This window comes from Peribacillus deserti (genome assembly GCF_016909175.1).
Lineage (GTDB): Bacteria > Bacillota > Bacilli > Bacillales > DSM-1321 > Paraperibacillus > Paraperibacillus deserti.
Map to the genome: position 1 here is coordinate 231796 of NZ_JAFBFI010000001.1, position 18963 is coordinate 250758.

Genomic DNA, 18963 nt, shown 5'->3' on the forward strand with positions numbered 1-18963 from the left:
ATGTACGGCCTCTATAATTCGACATGTCAGATTAATTAATGTCGCTGGGGTGGTGTATTTGTGAGTACAGAAAAGGCCTACAATATCTATCATGATTATGCAAACGTCCAAGAATCCTCCAATCTCTCACTTTCAAGGCATGCACTTCAATATCTCTATTTAAAGAGAGTGATTGATCTTATTATCGCAGGGATAGGCATTGTGCTTTCGCTGCCTGTTATATTATGGTTTGCACTGCTGATCGTTCTTGAGACACCTGGATCTCCTTTTTACTTTCAGGAGCGGGTGGGGAAGAATGGAAAAACCTTTAAGATTATTAAACTCAGATCTATGAGAATAGATGCTGAGAAACAGGGCGCAAGATGGGCTGCTAAACAGGATTCCCGAGTTACCAGAGTAGGTGCCTTTATCCGGAAAACACGGATCGATGAGCTGCCGCAATTACTTTTGGTTTTGAAGGGGGACATGTCCATCGTAGGGCCGAGACCTGAAAGGCCCGTCTTCGTTAAGCAGTTTAATCAGGAGATTGACGGCTTTGAAAAGCGTCTTCTTGTTAAACCCGGGCTGACAGGGCTTGCTCAGGTTAACGGGGGATATGATATTACACCAAAAGAAAAATTGAAATACGATCTGGAATATATTCAAAATCTGGCGTTCAAAAATGAAATGAAAATTATGATTAAAACTTGTAAAGTTCTTTTTACCGGTGAAGGAGCACGTTAAGGCGGGAGAAATGATGACAATCACAAACCAAATGACAAAAGGGGCAAAATGGACTGGGATTTCAACTGCGGCCATTACCATTATACAGATCGTCCAGTTTATCTTCCTTGGAAATCAAATGAGTGTATCCCAATTTGGTCTGGTAGGGATGCTTACTACCATTATGGTATTTGCCCAAATTCTGCTCGATGCCGGTTTTGGTTCAGCCGTGATCCAAAAAGAAAAAATTTCTAAACCCATGCTTTCAACATTATTTTGGCTGAATGTGATGGTTGGCTGCTCCTTGTTTATTCTCTTGTTTTGTACAAGCGGGATGATCGCAGGGTTCTTTCACCGATCTGAACTAAGTGAATTAATAAAAATCTTGGCTGTTCTGTTCCTGGCGGCACCTGTTGGCCAGCAAAGCCAATATTTGCTCCAGAAGGATCTGCGGTTTAATCACCTTGGCAAGATCGAAATGGCCTCAAGCTTTGTTTCGTTTTTACTTTTAGTTATTCTCACATTTGTGATGAATCCTATTTACGCCTTTGTCATCTCACAGGTCGTTTTATATGGGTTAAAAAGCATTTTGTACTTTGTGAGCTACGCCAGAACATGGCGGCCGGGAATGGTCTTTGAGTTGAAGGAATGCCGGGAGATCTTATCCTTTGGAGCCTTTCAATTATCATCTAGGCTTGTTAACCGGATCGGCTCCAACATCGATGTCATTTTAATAGGGCGGTTCATGGGTGCTGAAGCACTTGGTATTTATAATCTGGTCTATCAAATTGTAACGATCCCGGTTTTACGGATCAACCCGATTATGACAAGGGTTGCCTTTCCGGTTTTCTCGAAAAACCAGCATAGCCATTCAGCGTTGAATGAAGGGTTTTTGCATATGACGAAGCTATTAAGTCTTATTACATTTCCGATGTTAATGGGATTAACAGCCGTAGCCAATGTATTTATTCTCACTTTTTTCGGCGAAAAGTGGATAGAGGCCATACCCATTGTACAAATTATGGCGATTGTCGGGATTTTGCGGGTGTTAATGAATCCTAGCGGCAGCATCATTCTTGCAAAAGGAAAGGCGGATATTGCTTTTTACTGGGATTCAGGCATGCTCCTCCTTTACGGCGGGGCGCTGGGAGCAGCCGTCACTACAGACAGCTTAGAAATCGTTGCCTGGACTTATGTTCTGGTCAGCATAGTCAACTTCCTCTTAGGACGCTGGCTGCTGTCGTGGCTGATCGGACTCGAGTGGAGCCGGTATTTGAGGACGGTGGCTATGCCTTTTGTATTATCGCTACTGATTTCCTTCGCAGCTTACTTGATTAATAAAGGCTGGACCTACTATTTTTCGGAAACTACGGTGTGGCCTCTAATTATTTCAGTAACAATCAGTGCAGCGATGTACTTGGTTCTTTTATATAGGTTTTATCCTCAGTATTTTTCAAGGCTGTTAAAAAAACGGACTGGAGGCAGGTCGCTATGAAGGTTTTATGGATAACGAGTGTTTACCCGAGCTCGGAGCAGCCTGGGTGCGGCGTGTTTCACGAAACACAGGTGCAGGCTCTCGTTCGTTTAGGGATTGAAGTTACCGTCATCTGCCCGGTGCCACGTAATCCAGCCGTGATTCAATACATGAAAAAGCAATATCGTGCCAATAAACATATCCCGCTTATATACGAGCGTAAAGGTGTAACGGTCTACCGGCCGCCTTATACGGCGCTTCCCGGACAGCTCAGGTGGGCGCAGCCTGATAAAAGGATCGCTGCTGCAGTCCTAGAGACGATGGCCGAACATAACATGGAGCCTGATTTAATTCATGCCCACTTTGCCATGCCTTCAGGAGGCGCAGCAAAGCGGGTTGCAGAAGTAAAAAATCTTCCCTGGATCCTCACGCTGCATGGAAGTGATGTAAATGTGTATCCGCACTACAGTAAAGGTGCGATGAAGGCATTCCTGCAGTCTATCAGATTGGCAGACGAGGTCGTATCAGTAGGCAGCAATTTGAAGGAGAAAGCAAAAGATTTAAGCGGAAGAGACAGCACAGTTCTTCCAATCGGGGTCGATTTATCCCGGTTTCAGCTTCCTAAACAATTTAAGTTAGAAGTAAGAAGGCAGCTAGGTCTACCTCTGGATAAAAAAATTGTATTGTTTGTCGGTCGGTTAATGGAGGCAAAAGGTGTTTTCGAGCTTGCTAAAGCGCTGGAAAGCCTGCCGGAAGAAGTGGCTGCTGCCTATGTAGGTGATGGCCCGGCTTATGAAAAGCTGAATTCCCATCCCCAATTTAATAAGCGGATTTTCTTGACCGGGCAGGTCGAGAATTCTAAAGTAAAAGATTACTTGTTTGCCAGCGACGTGTTCGCCCTCCCATCGTACCGGGAAGGAATGCCAACCGTTGTGATCGAGGCGCTTGCGCTGAAGGTTCCGGTGATTTGTACCGCAGTGGGTGGTATGACGGAGCTGTTTGGGCAGCACAGTAAACTCCTGATAGAGCCGAAATCAGCTGCAAGCCTGTCGGAGCGGATTAGCGATTATTTATACAGAGATATCAACCTGACAAAGATTGGGCAGGAGCTGTATTCCCATATTCAGGAACACTATGATGCGTCAAAGAATGCTTCTGTTTTGCGCGACATCTATCAAAGGTTGCTGAAATCAGATGGCCGTTTAAGCAAAAATACAAAATGAATGCACAGAAGGAGACGATGATTGTGAAGAAAATAGCGGTAATTGGAACTGGTTATGTTGGCCTTGTATCGGGAACATGTTTTGCAGAGGCTGGCAACCAGGTGACATGCTGTGACATAAACCAAAGCAAAATATCGAGTCTCTTACAGGGAATTATGCCGATCTATGAACCAGGCTTGAAAGAGCTTGTACAGAAAAATGTGGAGAGAGAAACGCTTGCGTTTACGACCAAAATTGATGAGGCGGTACGGGCCGCAGAAGTGGTCTTCATTGCAGTCGGCACGCCGATGTCAGCAACTGGGGAAGCAGATTTAACCTATGTAAAACAGGCAGCTGAAACAATCGGCAGCAATCTAAATGGCTATAAAGTGATTGTAACCAAAAGCACGGTTCCGGTTGGAACTGGCAAGCTGGTAGAATCCATCATACGTAAATCTGCTCCTAAAGGGCAGGCGTTTGATATTGTCTCTAATCCGGAATTTTTACGCGAGGGAGCAGCTATAAAGGACAGCATGAATATGGAGCGCGCCGTGATTGGTGCAACAAGCGATAAAGCCTATGAAATCATTGCTGAACTTCATATACCGTTTACTTCAAACATTGTAAAATCTTCAGTCGAGAGTGCAGAGCTAATTAAATATGCAGCTAACGCCTTTTTAGCAACAAAGATTTCATTTATTAACGATATAGCTAACATCTGCGAACGTGTAGGTGCTGATGTAACCAAGGTTTCTGAAGGAATAGGCCTTGACAGCAGGATTGGGAGCAAATTTTTACAGGCTGGAGTTGGGTTCGGCGGATCTTGCTTTCCGAAGGATACGTCAGCGCTTCTGCATATTGCACAGGACTCAGGATATGACTTTAATTTAATCAAAGCGGTCATGGAAACAAACGAAGGGCAGCGGGCTCAGGTAGTTGAAAAAATAATGGCTGCTCTAGGGTCATTAAAAGGAAAGACCATCAGTGTCCTGGGACTTGCATTTAAACCAGACACAGATGACGTTAGATTCGCACCAGCACTTGATATTATCCCGCAGCTGAAAACATTAGGAGCACAGGTAAAAGCATTCGACCCGATTGCAATCGGTGAGGCGAAAAAGCAGCTCGGCAATCAATGTGATTATTCGGATGATCTGTATGAAACGATTAAACATACAGATGCGTGTATCGTATTAACAGATTGGAAGGAAGTCAAGGGTCTGGATTTAGTTAAGGTGAAGCGCCTGTTAAAACGCCCTGTTATCGTCGATGGGCGCAACCTGTTTGACCTGGATGAAATGCACGATCTTGGATATACCTATATTTCCATGGGAAGGCCTGCTGTTTATAACGAAAAAGTATTGGTGTCACATGTTATTTAATTTAATGGGCTTTTATTAAAGCACACTCTTAGTTTAATCACTGCGTTGATTGGAGCGGAGGGCGCGAGACTCCTGCGGGAGCAGCGGCTCACGGGAGACCCCACAGGCGTAAACGCCGAGGAGGCTCCCGGACCGCCCCGCGGAAAGCAGTGCCTCTCGCTGCAATCAACAGACCAGGTTAGATGTAGATAAAAGGAGAAGGAAAGCGATGGAAAGCAATTTCACAATCAAACAGGCAGCAGCAACATCGGCTTTCCTTTTAGCTGGGCTATTAGTAGTCAGTTACTTCGCAGGAATGGGGGCTCAGTTCCTCGTCTTTTTAGGGGTATGGGCTGTTATCATCCTGGCTGCATTGGCAATGCCGCACGTCAGCTATAAGCAGATTTCTGTTTCTGCAATGTATATACTGTTAGCTTCCACCTTTCTCAACCAGACTCTGCTCAGCATTAAGGTGGGTTTCTTTACCTTATTCCTGTACAGACTGATCCTCATTGCTGCGGCATTTATATTCATGGTGCATGTGGCGCGGGACCGGGAGCTTCCACGGTACTGGAGCGGAGTACAGGTAAAAGGCGTCATGCTTTTTCTCTTGTTCTGGCTTGCATATGGCGGTGTGTCGCTGCTATGGGCAAAATCAGTCGTGGATGGAATCAAATATTTATTTCTGCTTGGGATTGGCGTGGTGTTTGTGTTTCTCGCCGTCTTCACGTTTACAAGCATTAACCGGCTTTTAATGGTATACGCAATCTGGATGCTGATGACGGTCTTTCTGATGATAATCGGCCTGGTTAATCACTTTTTCGATTTTCAGCTACCGACCTCAACGCTTTATGGAGGGCCCCAATACAAGCTGTCCTATCCGACATCGGTATTTTTCAACCAGAATGACTTTGCTACCTTTTTAACTCTCTCGTTCTTCTTTTATTTAGCGGCTGCAAAGAACAGTACACATGCAAGTGTGAAAACTATATCGATTATGCTGGCATTTTTGGCCGTTTACCTGATCTATTTAACCGAATCCAGGGCAAGCCTGCTGGCAGTCATTGCAGGGCTCGGCGTGTATTTCTTTTTAATCCTTCCAAGAGGGCTTAAGAAAATAACGGGATGTCTTGGAGCAGCTGTAGCCACACTTGCGATATTCATGATGTTCAGCAAGTTCGAAAAGCTTTTTTCTCTTCTTTTCTCGCCTTCCGGCTATCAGGCAAGATACGAAGCACTGCCATCCAATGAGGCCAGATTAAATCTATTGAAAAACACGATGCATTATTTGGGAGAATCATTCGGCTTCGGGGTCGGGGCAGGAAATATTTCATTCTATTTAAAAAATGAGCCCGTCTTCCATACCAATTATGTCGTTGAGGTTCATAACTGGCTGGCAGAAATTCTGGGTAACTTCGGACTTATTGTGTTTTTGGGATATGCTGTGATGTACTTATATCTGTTTTTCAGTCTTTTTAAAATGTATGGGACTGGCGGCCGCAAGGAAAAGACGCTGATTGAAGCGTCTATGCTGGCGATGGTTGCATTCCTTGTATCCAGCATCAGCCCGAGTACCATGATCAACCTCTATTTTCACTGGGTATTCCTCGGCTTTGTCATATCGGTTGTATCCGTAATGAATACTGCGGGGACTGTCCCAAACCCGCGGAAATGGGGACAGTCCCCATATAAAAATATTGTCTAAGGAGCCACTGGAATGGAACTCGTCGTTAAAAGATTGACTGCAAGAACAAAGAAATTTTTCCTTTTATTGTTAGCGTTCCCCATTATTCTCGGTGCTCTTGGCTGGTTTCTTCCGGTGGGGAAAACGGGTTCGGATGCTCCTGCAGAAGCAGAGATTTCCCTGGGGAGCTACGAAAATCCGAATTTAAATGACCCCAAACAGGTCATCGTTCTGTTATCAAATCTGCCATTTTACCAGGAGAATTTACCTGATGTTTTAACTAAACACAGGGAAGAGATCATGCGGGATTTGAGTGTAACTCCTGTAACGGAAACAAATATTCAGATCTCCTATAAGAATCACCCTAAGGAAGAATCTATCCAAATGGTCAACAGCATTGCCGATGCGTTTATGAAACTGGATAAACGGGGCTTTGAACAAAAGCAGACCATTATGAAAGAGTCGATTGATCGATTAAAGAATGAACAAGTCGGGCCTGACGCCAAGGTTGACCAGCAGCGGTTTTTGTATGAACTGCAAACGGCGGGTCTTACGATGAAGAAGGCTGTATTACTGAAAGCACCGGATGAAGAGGGATTGGGAGAAAACGCCGTTTCGTCAAAAGCGAGAGCGGTTCTCGGTGTGTTAATGGGCTTTACCCTTGCCCTGTTATGGATTGTCATACCGGAATTTGTACGCGACCAAAAACAATAGGAGGTGGAAGGCCGTGGAACGAAAGCATCCTCTAGTATCAATCATTACTCCATCGTATAATGCCCACAGGTTTATCGGCGATACAATAGAATCTGTCCAAAAACAAACGTTTCCAGACTGGGAAATGATTATTGTGGATGATTGCTCAACCGATGATACACGTGAAATTTTAAGGATCTATGCTAAGAATGATCCCAGGATCCGTGTAATCTGCCTTGACGAAAACGGCGGTGCCGCTATCGCCAGGAATAAAGCCTTGGAGCACGCATGCGGCAGGTATCTTGCTTTTCTGGACAGCGACGACAGCTGGAAGCCTGAAAAACTGGAAAAACAGCTGGGCTTTATGCAGAAGCATAATCATGCTTTTACTTTCACGGGCTATGAGCTTGTGAATGCGGATGGAATTCCAGTAAATAAGAAGGTTTTAGCACCGGAACAGATTTCATATGATCATTTACTGAAAAACACGATCGTCGGTACGTTAACCGTTATGATTGACAAGGAGCAAACCGGGCCATTTGAAATGCCGAATATAAGGACCAGGCAGGATCTCGCTACATGGCTGTCTATTTTGAAAAGAGGTTTTACGGCCCATGGCTTAAATGAAATTCTCGCCCAATACCGTGTAGGGAATGCCTCTATTTCAAAAAACAAATGGAAGGCAGCCAAAATGAACTGGTTTGTCTATCGCAAGGTGGAGAAATTAAACGTCGTTAAGGCCTTCTGGTGCTTCTCACATTATGCCTGCCATGCTTTTTTAAAAAGAATGTAAGGGGGGAAGAAATGAAAAACATTCATATCATTGTGGCAACGGGCGAATGGGGCCAGGACAATCTGCGATACCGAAGGCACCGGCTAGCCGAGTTTCTGCAAAACGAGCCCGATACCAAAGAAGTAATCTGGTTATGCCCAACCCCTGATCAAACCGATTCTTCCATGAGCAAATTACCAAATGGAATCAAACAATGGGCGGTTCAGGATCTACTGCCCCAAAAAGTGTTCCGCTTTGGCCGGTATGTAGACAGCTTTTATAAGAAAAAAATAGAACTGTTCCTTGAGTTTCTAAAACAGTCAAGGGAATCATTCAACCTTATTCTGTGGTATACCTTTCCAGGCTTTCCGCTGCTTGCTGACCTCTTTTCATGGGACAAGGTCATCTATGATTGCAGCGATCTATGGGCTGCACCAATCAGCGGTTCAAAATCCGTGGTATCAGCCTTCAGGCAAAAAGTGATTTCATCTGCCGAAGACCGAATTGTGAAAAGAGCTGAGCTGATCTTCTGCACATCCGATTACTTACAGAAACAAGTTGTACGGAAGTTAGGTGTCTCAAACACTGGACACGTGCATACATTTGAAAACGGTGTGGAATATGATTTGTTCGCCGGTGAAAAAGAAATAGCGGATGTTGCGCCAGGATTTGATGGAACCATTTTAGGATTTATTGGCGGCATCAAACCGAAGCTTGATTTTGCTTTGATTACAAAGGCAGCCCGGCAGAAACGGGAATGGCTGTTCCTATTTGTCGGACCAGATGGAACTGGCGGCCATCCTGAATTTAAAGAGCTTTTGCAGGAGCCCAATGTGTTATGGACAGGAAGCGTTCCTCCGCTAGAAGTTCCAAAATATATGAATCTAGTTGATATTGGCATCATGCCATACAAACCATCACCTTATAATGATGCGGTATTCCCATTGAAGCTGTATGAATTTCTCGCTGCCGGCAAGCCTGCCATTGGAGTTCATCTGCCATCCACAAAGAAGTATGCAGAGGAAATGGTGTATGAGCATGTGAATCATGTTGACGGCTTTATTGAAGCCTGCGAGAAGGTTGAAGCAGTGGTGTATGATTCCGTTTATGCGAACAGGCGCAGGGAATTAGCAAAAACAAAGGACTGGAATTCCGTATTCAGCGGAATGGCGGATGTTGTATTTGAAAAGAGAAATTGGCCCCTGCTAGTGTGGGCTGACACGGATCAACTGAATTGAGACATCCACATCTATGGTTGCATTATGGAGGGTGATGGAAGTCCAAACCGGGCAAATGGGTTAGAGAAGCGTCCTTCATAAGGGTGATGAAAGACCAAACCGGGGCAAGTGGGTTGGAGAAACCAACTTTATGTTGATTTTGTACCAGCAGGTGCGAGTTAACAAAACATTAACATTCAGGTAACTATCTCTTATCATGGGCCGAGTACACTGAAACTGTAGAAATCACAGGCGTCATCTATAACCAGTAATACCAGTTTGTTTTTCCTAAATTCCTGGTAGGAGGTAAGAGATGTTACACATACTGAATATCCTGTTCCTGGTCTGTTTGTCGGTGTGTTTCAGTGCAATTTTTTATTATTCATTTATTGCCCCTCAGTCGAAGTGCAGTCCTCAGTCCCAACCGGAGAAATATTCATTACGTATAACAAAACTCTTCAAAATCATTCTAAAGGGATGTGGTTTTAGTGAAAAAAGTGCGTAAAGCAATTATTCCAGCAGCTGGACTAGGAACCAGATTTCTGCCGGCAACAAAAGCAATGCCTAAAGAAATGCTGCCGATCGTCGATAAGCCTACCATTCAATATATAGTAGAAGAAGCGGTTGAGTCGGGAATTGAAGACATCATTATCGTAACAGGTAAAGGAAAGCGAGCCATAGAGGACCATTTCGATAGAGCTGTCGAGCTCGAGCAAAACCTTATGCTTAAAGAAAAATACGAACTGCTCCAAAAGGTGCAGGCAACTTCACACGTTGATATCCACTATATCCGTCAAAAGGAACCCAAAGGTCTAGGACACGCGGTATGGTGTGCCAGAAATTTTATCGGGGAAGAACCGTTTGCCGTGTTATTGGGGGATGACATTGTAAAAAGTGATATGCCTTGCTTAAAGCAGCTGACTGACGTGTATGATGAAACAAGAAGTTCTGTAATTGGTGTTCAGCAGGTATCGGACAGCGAAACTCACCGCTACGGAATCATCGATCCAGCTGAACAGGACGGCCGGCGCTATCAGGTTGCAAACTTTGTTGAGAAGCCTAAGCCAGGAACCGCACCTTCCAATATAGCCATCATGGGCCGTTACATTTTAACACCGGAGATTTTCATGTTCCTGGATCAGCATGAAACGGGAGCTGGGGGAGAAATTCAGTTAACAGATGCCATCCAGAAGCTGAATCAAATCCAGCGTGTGTTTGCCTATGATTTCAAAGGCAAACGCTATGATGTTGGGGAGAAAGCAGGTTTTATTAAAACCACAATTGAATTTGCCATGGATGATCCTGCGCTGAAGGCCGAGATCATGCCGCTGATGCAGGAGCTGCTCGAGGCGGAGAAGGTATTGGAATAATATCATAAATGGAACTGCACCCCGGTTTAGCGGGGTGCTTGGGCATGTTGTATTCAAATAAGGTTGTCCGTATAAATGGTCGATTTGACGTGAGGATTATTCTCATAAACGATGGAATAGAAAGACAGCCGCAGGATTTATATCTAAATTCTAAAAAAATCAAAGCACCAAACCTATTAAGATAACTACACACCACTATAAGATTGAAATAATCCTCAATATCCTCCTGATAAAATTTCTATCAAACTCATAAATACACAGATATAGACTAGAAAAACACCTGGACAATCGATAAGATACATAAGCGGTCATGCCGCCCAAAGAAGAGCAGTAAAATTTCTGTGACATAGGAGAACGAAACTGAAACAGCAATAGCTTTCTTATGGCTTTTTGTTAAAAGCCAGAGAGTCTATGACTGCAAAGCCAAAAATTGCCCAAGCTTCACTATGATAAAATCCTAAAAACGAAAGAAGATACTTTCAATTTTTTAGATAGAATTAACTTAGGAAGTCCGGCTTGAAACCTATTTCGGTATATAGCTGGGGTGTCTTCATACTATACCACCAAAATGGGTTTATAGAGATCCTTACAGTATGATAGATAGTAAAGTATAAGGTAACTATTAAAACTAAGGTAAGATATTATGTTGTCTGGCAACGGGTTCGGAAAATAGTGGCAGAACGTTTCTATAAAAGAGTTAAGGGTGGGAAACACGGGTGAACGTTAATAAAGACATAATCATTTATATTGTTTCTGGTCCGTGTGGCGTAGGTAAATCAACTGTAACAAGAGAACTTACTAAAAAATTAAATCATACGGCTCTGATAAGCGGTGACATTATTATGAATATGCTTGGTGAAGACCATTTAGCCTGGGATGAGAAGCTTAAACTTACATGGATCAATATCTTGTCGCTATCAAGGAATTTTGTAGAGCATAAATTAAATGTAGTGATTGATTTTGTTGTTGAAAGTGAGCTAGAATGGTTAGTCCAAAATCTTTCAGAACTGCCAGTCAAGATAAAGTACATAGTATTGATAGCTGATGAAGATACATTAAAAGAACGATTACATAAACGAGGCGATCCTCAATTGCTGGAAAGGTCCCTATTCTTACTGAAACAGCTTGGAAATTGTGAAGTAAATAAGAAACATTTATTCGATGCGAAAGATAAAAATCCATTAGACATTTCAGATGATCTCATTCACCATTCAGGATTTTACATACATAATTAACTAATTTCCTATAAATCTAGATAAAATAGTAAATGAAGAGGAATGTAATAAATCACGAAAAGGATTTTTATCAAAGCTATATATGATTAATTCTGCCCAGAGCTGGTTGTAGTCTCTGGGCTTTTTTTCAGTGATAAAAAAAATGACCCCAGCATACCTGGAGTCATTTCCAAAAGAAAAGGGCTATGATTTAATGCTTGTCGATTGCCGGACGAGAAGTTTAGGAGATAGTAATACTTCCTGAAAAGGCTCCTCTTTATGTTGAATTCTCCAATAGAGCTGTTCCACTGCTTTTTTTCCAAAAAAATTTAAATCAATATCCATAGTTGTGATTTTAGGTGAAGCATATTGAGAAAATTGCCCATTATCAAAGCTGCAGATTGATGCTTCTTCTGGAATGGCCAGCCCTTGATGCTGCAGTGAAGACAAGATGTGAAAACCAAAACCGTCATTTACACAGAACCAAGCTGAAGGCAGCTCTTTAATATTTGCAATCAAATGGCTAATCTCTGTTTCGTTTTCTTTCACATTTATAAACATTAACCCTGGGTTCGCTTCAAGGTTATTTCTTTTAAGGGCTAATAAGTATCCTTCTAATCTTTCTTGGTAGCTAGGAGAAATATCTGTATTGCCTATATAAGCGATGTTTTTATGTCCTAGTCGAATTAAATGTTCTACAGCTATATACGCACCATAACGGTTATTGGTTAAAATAGCGTCTGCATGCAAAAGTGGATCGTGATGGTCTATTAGAACCGTCGGAATCCCAGTCTTAATTACGGCCGAAATGTATTCTGTGCTGATGTGGGAGAGAATTAGTATACCATCTATCTCATGGTTACTTAGCAATTTTGGAAGTATCAAGTTTTCTTTGTCATCCGAATTAATTGATTCTATAAATAAATTCATTCCTCGGTTGTGGACTTCTTTTTCTATACTGAGATAGATCTTGCCAAAGAAGCTAGTTAAAGAAAACGCGTATTCAGAAGCGATTAGCGCAATATTTTTAGGAGAGTTCTTTTTCGCTGCCTTTCGAACAGTTAGATACTGATAGCCTAAGTCTTCCGCTGTTTTTTGTACAAGCATTCTTGTTTCATCGCTTACTCCCGGTTTCCCGGACAGAGCCTGGGAAACGGAGTTTTTGGAAATTTGTAATCGATCTGCGATATGCTGCATCGTAATTTTCTTTCTATCATTCATAGAATCGTCCTCATTTGTTTTATTATGAGTTAACTTTTTACTAATTCAGAGTTTATACCAATATTGTAACGTTACAGAATTAACATTACAAGCTGTTTGCAATACTAATTATATTAATTTTAAAACTGAATGATAGTGAAAAAATGTAAATTTACGTTTGACTTTGTAAAGTGATGATGCAATAATGGATTTGTAAGGTGATTAAATACATTACAAATTATATTTTGTAATGTAGTGAAACTTGGTAATAAGAAAAGTCTTAGAGATCTATCATTTCTACATAAATTATAATTTTTTTGACGGTGAATGATAGCGCTATCATAAAGCGGGCTTCTTCTAAAATATTTAGTAGTTTCATAGCGGGTGTTTTAGAATTTGCGGGAATAATCCAGAAGAATCATTTAAATAATGGAGGAATAGAGGATGAAAATCAAAAAAGTTGCATCAATTATGTTTGCGGCGTCATTGACAGTGTCCGGCCTTGCCGGCTGCAGCACAGGGAATGACAGTAAATCTAGCACAACTTCTAAAAATGGAGAAACAACGATTGAATTCTGGGCGGCTCCAAACCCTACGCAGCAGGTCTATTGGAAGGAAATTGCTGATGAGTTTACAAAGGAAAATCCTAAAATCAAGGTAAAAGTAAGTCCGATGAAAGAAAGCCCGACATCTGAAGCGAGCATTCAGTCTGCTATTGCCGGCAAGAGCGCACCCACCATGTCTGAAAATATCAACCGGGGCTTTGCAGCTCAGTTGGCTGAAAGTAAAGCACTTGTACCTTTAGATACGTTAGATGGATGGGATAAAGTAAAATCAGATCGTAATATGGATAACACGATGAAGGGCTGGGAGTTTTCTGACGGCCACCAATATGTACTGCCAATCTACTCCAATGCCATGTTATTCGGCTGGAGACTTGATATCTTAAAGGAGCTTGGGTACAATGAACCACCAAAAACATACAGTGAAATGCTGGATGTAACCAAGAAATTAAAAGCAAAATTCCCGGATAAATATGTTTGGGCAAAAGCAGATATTGCAGACCCTACAGCCTGGAAACGCTGGTTCGATTTCTTTATGCTTTATAATGCAGCATCAGGCGGCAATAAGTTCATTGAAGGAAGCGAGTTCACTGCTGACGATAAAGCAGGTGAATCTGTCCTTACCTTTGTAAATGACCTGCGAGAAGAAAAAGGGTTATTAACAAGACAAGCAAAAGACCCATTTGAAAGCGGTTTAGGAATCTTTACCGATATCGGGCCTTGGACAATTGCCTATTGGAAAGAAAAATTCCCTAACATGAAATGGAACGAAACCTATACTTTAGCAACACCGCCAGTTCCAGATGGCATGGATACATCAAATGTAAGTACTTTCTCTGACACAAAAGGTATAGTCGTTTATGCATCTGCCACAAAAGAACAGCAAAAAGCAGCTATGAAATTCATTGACTGGGTTTACTCAAATCCTGAAAACGATTTGAAATGGCTTGAGAAAACAAGTCTGCCGCCTGCACGTGATGATTTAACAACTAATGATTCCTTTACAGAGTTCTTTGAAAAAAATCCAGCATTAAAACCATATGCTGCGGCCGTTCCAAACGCTATCCCTCCTATGGATAACGCAAAATACAATGATCTGCAGACATTGATCGGCCAACAGGCTTTCAATCCGGTTGTTAAGGGTGAAAAAGATCCGAAAACAGCTTGGGAAGATATGAAGAAAGCCATTGAGGGGGCTCTCAAGTAATGAAGCAGAAAGGACAAGGAAGATTGGGCTGGCTATTTGCCAGTCCTTATCTTGTATATGCGGTCGTTTTCTTTGCAATACCGCTGATCTGGTCACTTTTCTTATCTTTCACAGATTGGAATTTAATTGCGCCAACATTTAATTTTACAGGGTTTTCGAATTACATAGAAGCTGTGAAAAGCCCTGGTGTACAGGCAGCATTTTTTGTAACGTTTAAGTTCATGTTTTTGTTTGTACCTCTAGTTATAGCATCATCTATTGTTGTAGCCTTAATCATTCATGGATTACCGAAGTTTAAGGGATTGTTCTTAATTGGATTTTTCCTCCCTTATCTTGCATCTGGGGTTGTATCTTCTTTAATCATAAAAGGAATATTATCCTACAACAGTCCGATTAATGAATTTTTACGAAAAACCCTTGGATTGGACATTGACTGGCTTGGAAATCCGTTTGCGGCACTGTTTGTAGTTGCTTTGATTATCGCATGGAAATTCACTGGATACTATGCGCTCATTCTAACATCTGGATTTGAGAGCATCAGCAAGGAAGTATATGAAGCAGCCATGATTGATGGAGTAAATCCATGGCAGCGTTTTTGGAAAATCACCTTCCCGCTGTTATATCCAGCGCTATTTACTGTAATGATTTTATCAATCGGTGTAACGTTCGGAATTTTTACAGAGGTCTACCAGTTAACTGGCGGCGGTCCAAACTATGCGACAAACACATGGCAGATGGAGATTTTTGCAAAAGCCTTTACAAATCTTCAGGCTGGATATGCATCGGCAATAGCTATCATTGCGTCGATCGTAACCTTTATTTCGATTTTCATAATCCGAAAACTTTTAGAAATGTGGGGTAAGCGAAATGGATGGGCGTAAGAAAAAAGGATTGTTTTTTCGGTATTTAATTGCGGTTATTCTCTTGCTGATCATGATTTTTCCATACATTTACATGGTGCTTACTTCGTTCGCGGATTGGGACCAGGTAGACAAGAAACTGATTCCCACTGACTTCACTCTAAAATCCTATCAGTGGCTTTTGGGTGGAGGGGAAGCCGTTATCCCAAGACCTTGGCTTCATGCGTTTTTCAATAGTTTCGTAGTTTCCGCAGGTTCGACCCTGCTTATGATGGTTTCCGGGGTTATGGTGGCCTATGCGTTAGCAAAAATTCCGTTTAAAGGCAGAGACACCATTAACAACTTTATTCTGTTCCAAATGTTTTTCCCGGCTATCATCTTGCTGATTCCTACTTTCCTTGTTATTCAAAGAATCGGCATGTACGACTCTTATTGGGGAATGATTCTGCCTAAAGCGTTAAGTCTATGGGCAGTGTTTATGTATGCCAATTTCTTCAAAGCGATCCCCGATACATTTATTGAAGCGGCCAAATTGGATGGCGCAAACGATTTTCAGATTTTATTCAAAATTGTTCTGCCTATGTCCAAGTCGATTACAACCGTTATTTTCCTGTTCCTGTTCATGGAAAGATGGACCGAATTATTATGGGATATGCTGGTTACGAAGAGCGACAGCATGCTGACACTCAACGTTCTTTTATCACAAATGTTTGGACCTTACGGTGGATATCCAGGGCCGATGTATGCTGCATCTGTTCTGCTTACCATGCCGATCATCATTATTTTCCTGATTTTTTCGAAGAAATTCCAGGAAGGCATGCAGTTTACTCTTAAGTAAGGCGAATCTTAACTTGTTTAATTACATCACCATACAGGCAGGAGTTTTAACACGATGACGAACTGGTGGAAGCAGTCTGTTTTTTATGAAATATATATGCCCAGCTTTAAGGATGGCAATAACGATGGAATCGGTGATTTTTCCGGAATTGCCTCCAAGCTGGATTATTTAAAAGAACTCGGGGTTGACGGGCTGTGGCTCACACCCTTTTATCCGTCTCCAAAAATCGATAATGGCTACGACATTGCCGATTACTACGATATTGATCCTAATTATGGGACGATGAGCGATTTTGATTCTTTTATTAGTGAAGCACATGCACGGGGCATGAAGGTTATTGTGGATTTGGTACTGAATCATACATCATCAAAGCATCAATGGTTTCAGGAGTCCAGATCCTCCAAAGATAATCCCAAGCGCGACTGGTACATTTGGAGGGATGAGCCGAACAATTGGGAATCCTTCTTTGGCGGGACAGCCTGGGAGTATGATAAGGCAACTGGCCAGTATTATTATCATGCCTTTGCCAAAGAACAGGTCGATTTAAATTGGGCGAATCCTGAAGTGAAACGCGCAATGTTTGATGTGATGCAGTTCTGGCTTGATAAGGGAGTAGATGGATTCAGGCTTGATGTGATCAACTTCCTAAAGGTAAATAATACGTTTAAAGATAATCCACATGATGCAGAAAAAAATGAACAACTGCATCTGTATGACAAAGACCAGGAGGGCATCCTGGAAGTTATTGAGGAGATTTCGGCTTTTGTTCATGAATATCCGGGAGCATTCCTTGTCGGTGAAGTTGGCTCAGAAGATCTGGATATCTTAACGCAGTATTCTGGCCTTGATAAATTAGATGTGGTGTTTAATTTCAATATAGGAAGTATCCCTAAGTTCGACCTAGATAAGCTTTATGATCAGCTGGCAGAGACGGATAAGATATACGATTCTGTACAAGTTCCAACGTTGTTTTTTTCAAGCCATGACATGCCGCGCTTTATCTCAAGATTTGGTGGCAGCAAGGAACGGGCAAAGCTGATAGCTGCGCTCATGCTTACTGCAAAAGGTGTTCCGTTCATCTATTTTGGCGATGAAATCGGCATGAGTGATTGGGTGACAAATGATATTTCCAAAATGAAGGATGTTCAAGGTGTTATGGCCTATCAATCAGCGATCGAATCGGGCAGTTCCCAAAAGGAAGCGTTAAAGGCAGCTAATGTGAAATGCCGTGATAAGTCGCGAACTCCGATGCAATGGAATTCAAATGAGCATGCTGGATTCTCAGAACACACACCATGGATTACGGTACCGGATGAAACATCCATTATCAATGTTGAAGACCAGACAAACGATCCTGATTCTCTGCTTTCATTTTATAAAAATCTTTTAAAACTGCGAAAACAACATTCGGCGCTGCAAACAGGTGATTATGAGTTTTTCCAAAAAGAAGAGGATTTTGTGTATTTCGTAAGAAGCAATGATTCAGAAAAAATATTAGTCGCCTTGAATTTTGGAGAGAAGCCGAAAAGTGTGGATTTAGCGGATTATGAACTGTTGTTTTCCACCCATAGGGAACGGGTTAGAACTGGCGAATCCATAACAATCCTACCCAATGAGGCAATGATTCTAAAGGGGGATAAAAAATGAGAAGATTAACCAAAGGTGACGTGAAAACCTGTGAAGCGCTTTTAGAGGAGTTCACATCGCAGGCACAGCCGAGACAGGCCGAAAAAATCGTGTTCACTGGGATCGGCGAAAATGATGTGTATAACATTACAGCTCCTTTTGCTGATGAAGGGGAGCTTGTGATCGCAGGGCGTGTGGAATCGCGCGACAGTGAGCATTCCAATGTGTATTTTTTTGTGCAGCGGAATGGAGAATGGATACCTAGAGAAAACGCTCCAGTTTTAGAGCTTCAGGATCCGTTTTTTACAAGAGTTAAGGGAGAGCTTGTGCTTGGAGGAGTACAAATCTTTCCTCATCCGACGACTGAGGGAGCACTTGGCTGGAGAACGGTGTTTTACAAAGGCGCATCTATTTCTGATTTAAAGGAATTTGCTAAAGGGCCGGATGGAATGAAGGATCTCCGTTTAGTGGAGCTTGCAGATGGCGGGATAGGCGTGTTCACTAGGCCTCAGGGTGAAAAGGGAGGCAGAGGTAAAATTGGCTATACCCGTATTGCTTCATTAGAAGAGCTTACTATAGACATCATTAATGAAGCTCCTCTGCTTGAGGGACAGTTTATAGAAGAACAATGGGGCGGAGCGAATGAGCTGCACGTATTATCCAATGACTTGATTGGGGTTTTAGGCCATATTGCTTCCTTCGATACAGAAGGGAACCGACATTATTATCCAATGATTTTTGCCTTGAATCCGGAAACAGCAGATATATCAGACATCCAGCTTATAGCGGTTAGAAGCAATTTCTTGCCGGGGCCGTCTAAACGTCCCGATTTGATTGATGTAGTATTCAGCGGCGGTTTAGTCCGGAAACCCGATGGAATGGCAGAGCTTTACGCCGGCATTAGTGATGCAGAAGCGCAAAAGATAACCATAGAAGATCCTTTCTTACAATATGAACAAGCAACAAAAAATAATTAAATA

Annotated in this window: 17 protein-coding genes; 16 read left to right on the forward strand and 1 reads right to left on the reverse strand. The window is 42.3% G+C overall.

Annotation, left to right across the window (positions count from 1 at the left end; translation table 11 throughout):
* The first annotated feature begins 60 nt into the window (after positions 1-60).
* The 11 genes from JOC77_RS01020 to JOC77_RS01070 all read left to right on the forward strand — a co-directional run bounded on the left by JOC77_RS01020 (position 61) and on the right by JOC77_RS01070 (position 11710).
* A complete protein-coding gene (locus tag JOC77_RS01020; protein WP_204537490.1) occupies positions 61-723 on the forward strand; it encodes a sugar transferase in 663 nt (220 codons plus the stop codon).
* A 10-nt stretch (positions 724-733) separates the two neighbouring features.
* Entirely contained in the window at positions 734-2197 is a 1464-nt protein-coding gene (tuaB, locus tag JOC77_RS01025) for a teichuronic acid biosynthesis protein TuaB (RefSeq protein ID WP_204537492.1), read from the forward strand.
* Positions 2194-3399, forward strand: a complete 1206-nt coding sequence (gene tuaC / locus JOC77_RS01030; RefSeq protein WP_204537494.1) for a teichuronic acid biosynthesis protein TuaC — start codon at positions 2194-2196, stop codon at positions 3397-3399. The genes tuaB and tuaC overlap by 4 nt, the downstream gene beginning before the upstream one ends.
* Positions 3400-3416: 17 nt before the next feature.
* Positions 3417-4760 (forward strand): UDP-glucose 6-dehydrogenase TuaD, encoded by a 1344-nt coding sequence (tuaD, locus tag JOC77_RS01035; protein WP_204537496.1) that lies wholly within the window; start codon positions 3417-3419, stop codon positions 4758-4760.
* 208 nt (positions 4761-4968) lie between these two features.
* Positions 4969-6444, forward strand: a complete 1476-nt coding sequence (tuaE, locus tag JOC77_RS01040; protein ID WP_239558516.1) for a teichuronic acid biosynthesis protein TuaE — start codon at positions 4969-4971, stop codon at positions 6442-6444.
* Between the two features lie 12 nt (positions 6445-6456).
* Entirely contained in the window at positions 6457-7137 is a 681-nt protein-coding gene (locus JOC77_RS01045; protein WP_204537497.1) for a hypothetical protein, read from the forward strand.
* 13 nt (positions 7138-7150) lie between these two features.
* Positions 7151-7909 carry a teichuronic acid biosynthesis protein TuaG gene (tuaG, locus tag JOC77_RS01050; RefSeq protein WP_204537499.1) on the forward strand — a complete coding sequence of 253 codons (759 nt, stop codon included), beginning with the start codon at positions 7151-7153 and terminating at the stop codon, positions 7907-7909.
* A gap of 11 nt (positions 7910-7920) precedes the next feature.
* Entirely contained in the window at positions 7921-9126 is a 1206-nt protein-coding gene (gene tuaH, locus JOC77_RS01055; RefSeq protein WP_204537501.1) for a teichuronic acid biosynthesis protein TuaH, read from the forward strand.
* Positions 9127-9593: 467 nt separating this feature from the next.
* Positions 9594-10475: a UTP--glucose-1-phosphate uridylyltransferase GalU gene (gene galU / locus JOC77_RS01060; protein WP_204537503.1), complete on the forward strand. Its 882-nt coding sequence runs from the start codon at positions 9594-9596 to the stop codon at positions 10473-10475.
* 44 nt (positions 10476-10519) lie between these two features.
* Positions 10520-10660, forward strand: coding sequence for a hypothetical protein (locus JOC77_RS01065; protein ID WP_204537505.1), 141 nt, complete (start codon positions 10520-10522; stop codon positions 10658-10660).
* Between the two features lie 531 nt (positions 10661-11191).
* Positions 11192-11710: an AAA family ATPase gene (locus tag JOC77_RS01070; protein WP_204537507.1), complete on the forward strand. Its 519-nt coding sequence runs from the start codon at positions 11192-11194 to the stop codon at positions 11708-11710.
* 183 nt (positions 11711-11893) lie between these two features.
* On the opposite strand, the gene JOC77_RS01075 is transcribed toward JOC77_RS01070, so the two are convergent.
* Positions 11894-12910: a LacI family DNA-binding transcriptional regulator gene (locus JOC77_RS01075; protein WP_239558518.1), complete on the reverse strand. Its 1017-nt coding sequence runs from the start codon at positions 12908-12910 to the stop codon at positions 11894-11896.
* Between the two features lie 423 nt (positions 12911-13333).
* On the opposite strand from JOC77_RS01075, the gene JOC77_RS01080 reads away from it, so the two are divergent.
* Genes JOC77_RS01080 through JOC77_RS01100 form a run of 5 tightly spaced genes read left to right on the forward strand, consistent with a single transcriptional unit; the run spans position 13334 to position 18960 of the window.
* On the forward strand, positions 13334-14659 hold the full coding sequence (locus JOC77_RS01080; RefSeq protein ID WP_204537509.1) for an extracellular solute-binding protein: 1326 nt from the start codon (positions 13334-13336) through the stop codon (positions 14657-14659).
* The gene (locus JOC77_RS01085; protein ID WP_204537511.1) at positions 14659-15540 is read left to right on the forward strand and encodes a carbohydrate ABC transporter permease; all 882 of its coding nucleotides are present in this window, start codon (positions 14659-14661) and stop codon (positions 15538-15540) included. Before JOC77_RS01080 ends, JOC77_RS01085 begins: the two co-directional genes overlap by 1 nt.
* On the forward strand, positions 15527-16357 hold the full coding sequence (locus tag JOC77_RS01090) for a carbohydrate ABC transporter permease (RefSeq protein ID WP_204537513.1): 831 nt from the start codon (positions 15527-15529) through the stop codon (positions 16355-16357). Before JOC77_RS01085 ends, JOC77_RS01090 begins: the two co-directional genes overlap by 14 nt.
* A 54-nt stretch (positions 16358-16411) precedes the next feature.
* The gene (locus tag JOC77_RS01095; RefSeq protein WP_239558519.1) at positions 16412-18004 is read left to right on the forward strand and encodes a glycoside hydrolase family 13 protein; all 1593 of its coding nucleotides are present in this window, start codon (positions 16412-16414) and stop codon (positions 18002-18004) included.
* Entirely contained in the window at positions 18001-18960 is a 960-nt protein-coding gene (locus JOC77_RS01100) for an MTP-1 family protein (RefSeq protein ID WP_204537514.1), read from the forward strand. Before JOC77_RS01095 ends, JOC77_RS01100 begins: the two co-directional genes overlap by 4 nt.
* Positions 18961-18963 lie beyond the last annotated feature (3 nt).

Excerpts from the sequence above, each read along its gene's own strand:
- tuaB (WP_204537492.1), top strand. The coding sequence starts at position 734 with ATGATGACAATCACAAACCAAATGACAAAAGGGGCAAAATGGACTGGG.
- tuaC (WP_204537494.1), top strand. The coding sequence starts at position 2,194 with ATGAAGGTTTTATGGATAACGAGTGTTTACCCGAGCTCGGAGCAGCCT.
- tuaD (WP_204537496.1), top strand. The coding sequence starts at position 3,417 with ATGATTGTGAAGAAAATAGCGGTAATTGGAACTGGTTATGTTGGCCTT.
- tuaE (WP_239558516.1), top strand. The coding sequence starts at position 4,969 with ATGGAAAGCAATTTCACAATCAAACAGGCAGCAGCAACATCGGCTTTC.
- JOC77_RS01045 (WP_204537497.1), top strand. The coding sequence starts at position 6,457 with ATGGAACTCGTCGTTAAAAGATTGACTGCAAGAACAAAGAAATTTTTC.
- tuaH (WP_204537501.1), top strand. The coding sequence starts at position 7,921 with ATGAAAAACATTCATATCATTGTGGCAACGGGCGAATGGGGCCAGGAC.
- JOC77_RS01065 (WP_204537505.1), top strand. The coding sequence starts at position 10,520 with ATGTTGTATTCAAATAAGGTTGTCCGTATAAATGGTCGATTTGACGTG.
- JOC77_RS01075 (WP_239558518.1), bottom strand. The coding sequence starts at position 12,910 with ATGAATGATAGAAAGAAAATTACGATGCAGCATATCGCAGATCGATTA.
- JOC77_RS01080 (WP_204537509.1), top strand. The coding sequence starts at position 13,334 with ATGAAAATCAAAAAAGTTGCATCAATTATGTTTGCGGCGTCATTGACA.
- JOC77_RS01085 (WP_204537511.1), top strand. The coding sequence starts at position 14,659 with ATGAAGCAGAAAGGACAAGGAAGATTGGGCTGGCTATTTGCCAGTCCT.
- JOC77_RS01090 (WP_204537513.1), top strand. The coding sequence starts at position 15,527 with ATGGATGGGCGTAAGAAAAAAGGATTGTTTTTTCGGTATTTAATTGCG.
- JOC77_RS01095 (WP_239558519.1), top strand. The coding sequence starts at position 16,412 with ATGACGAACTGGTGGAAGCAGTCTGTTTTTTATGAAATATATATGCCC.
- JOC77_RS01100 (WP_204537514.1), top strand. The coding sequence starts at position 18,001 with ATGAGAAGATTAACCAAAGGTGACGTGAAAACCTGTGAAGCGCTTTTA.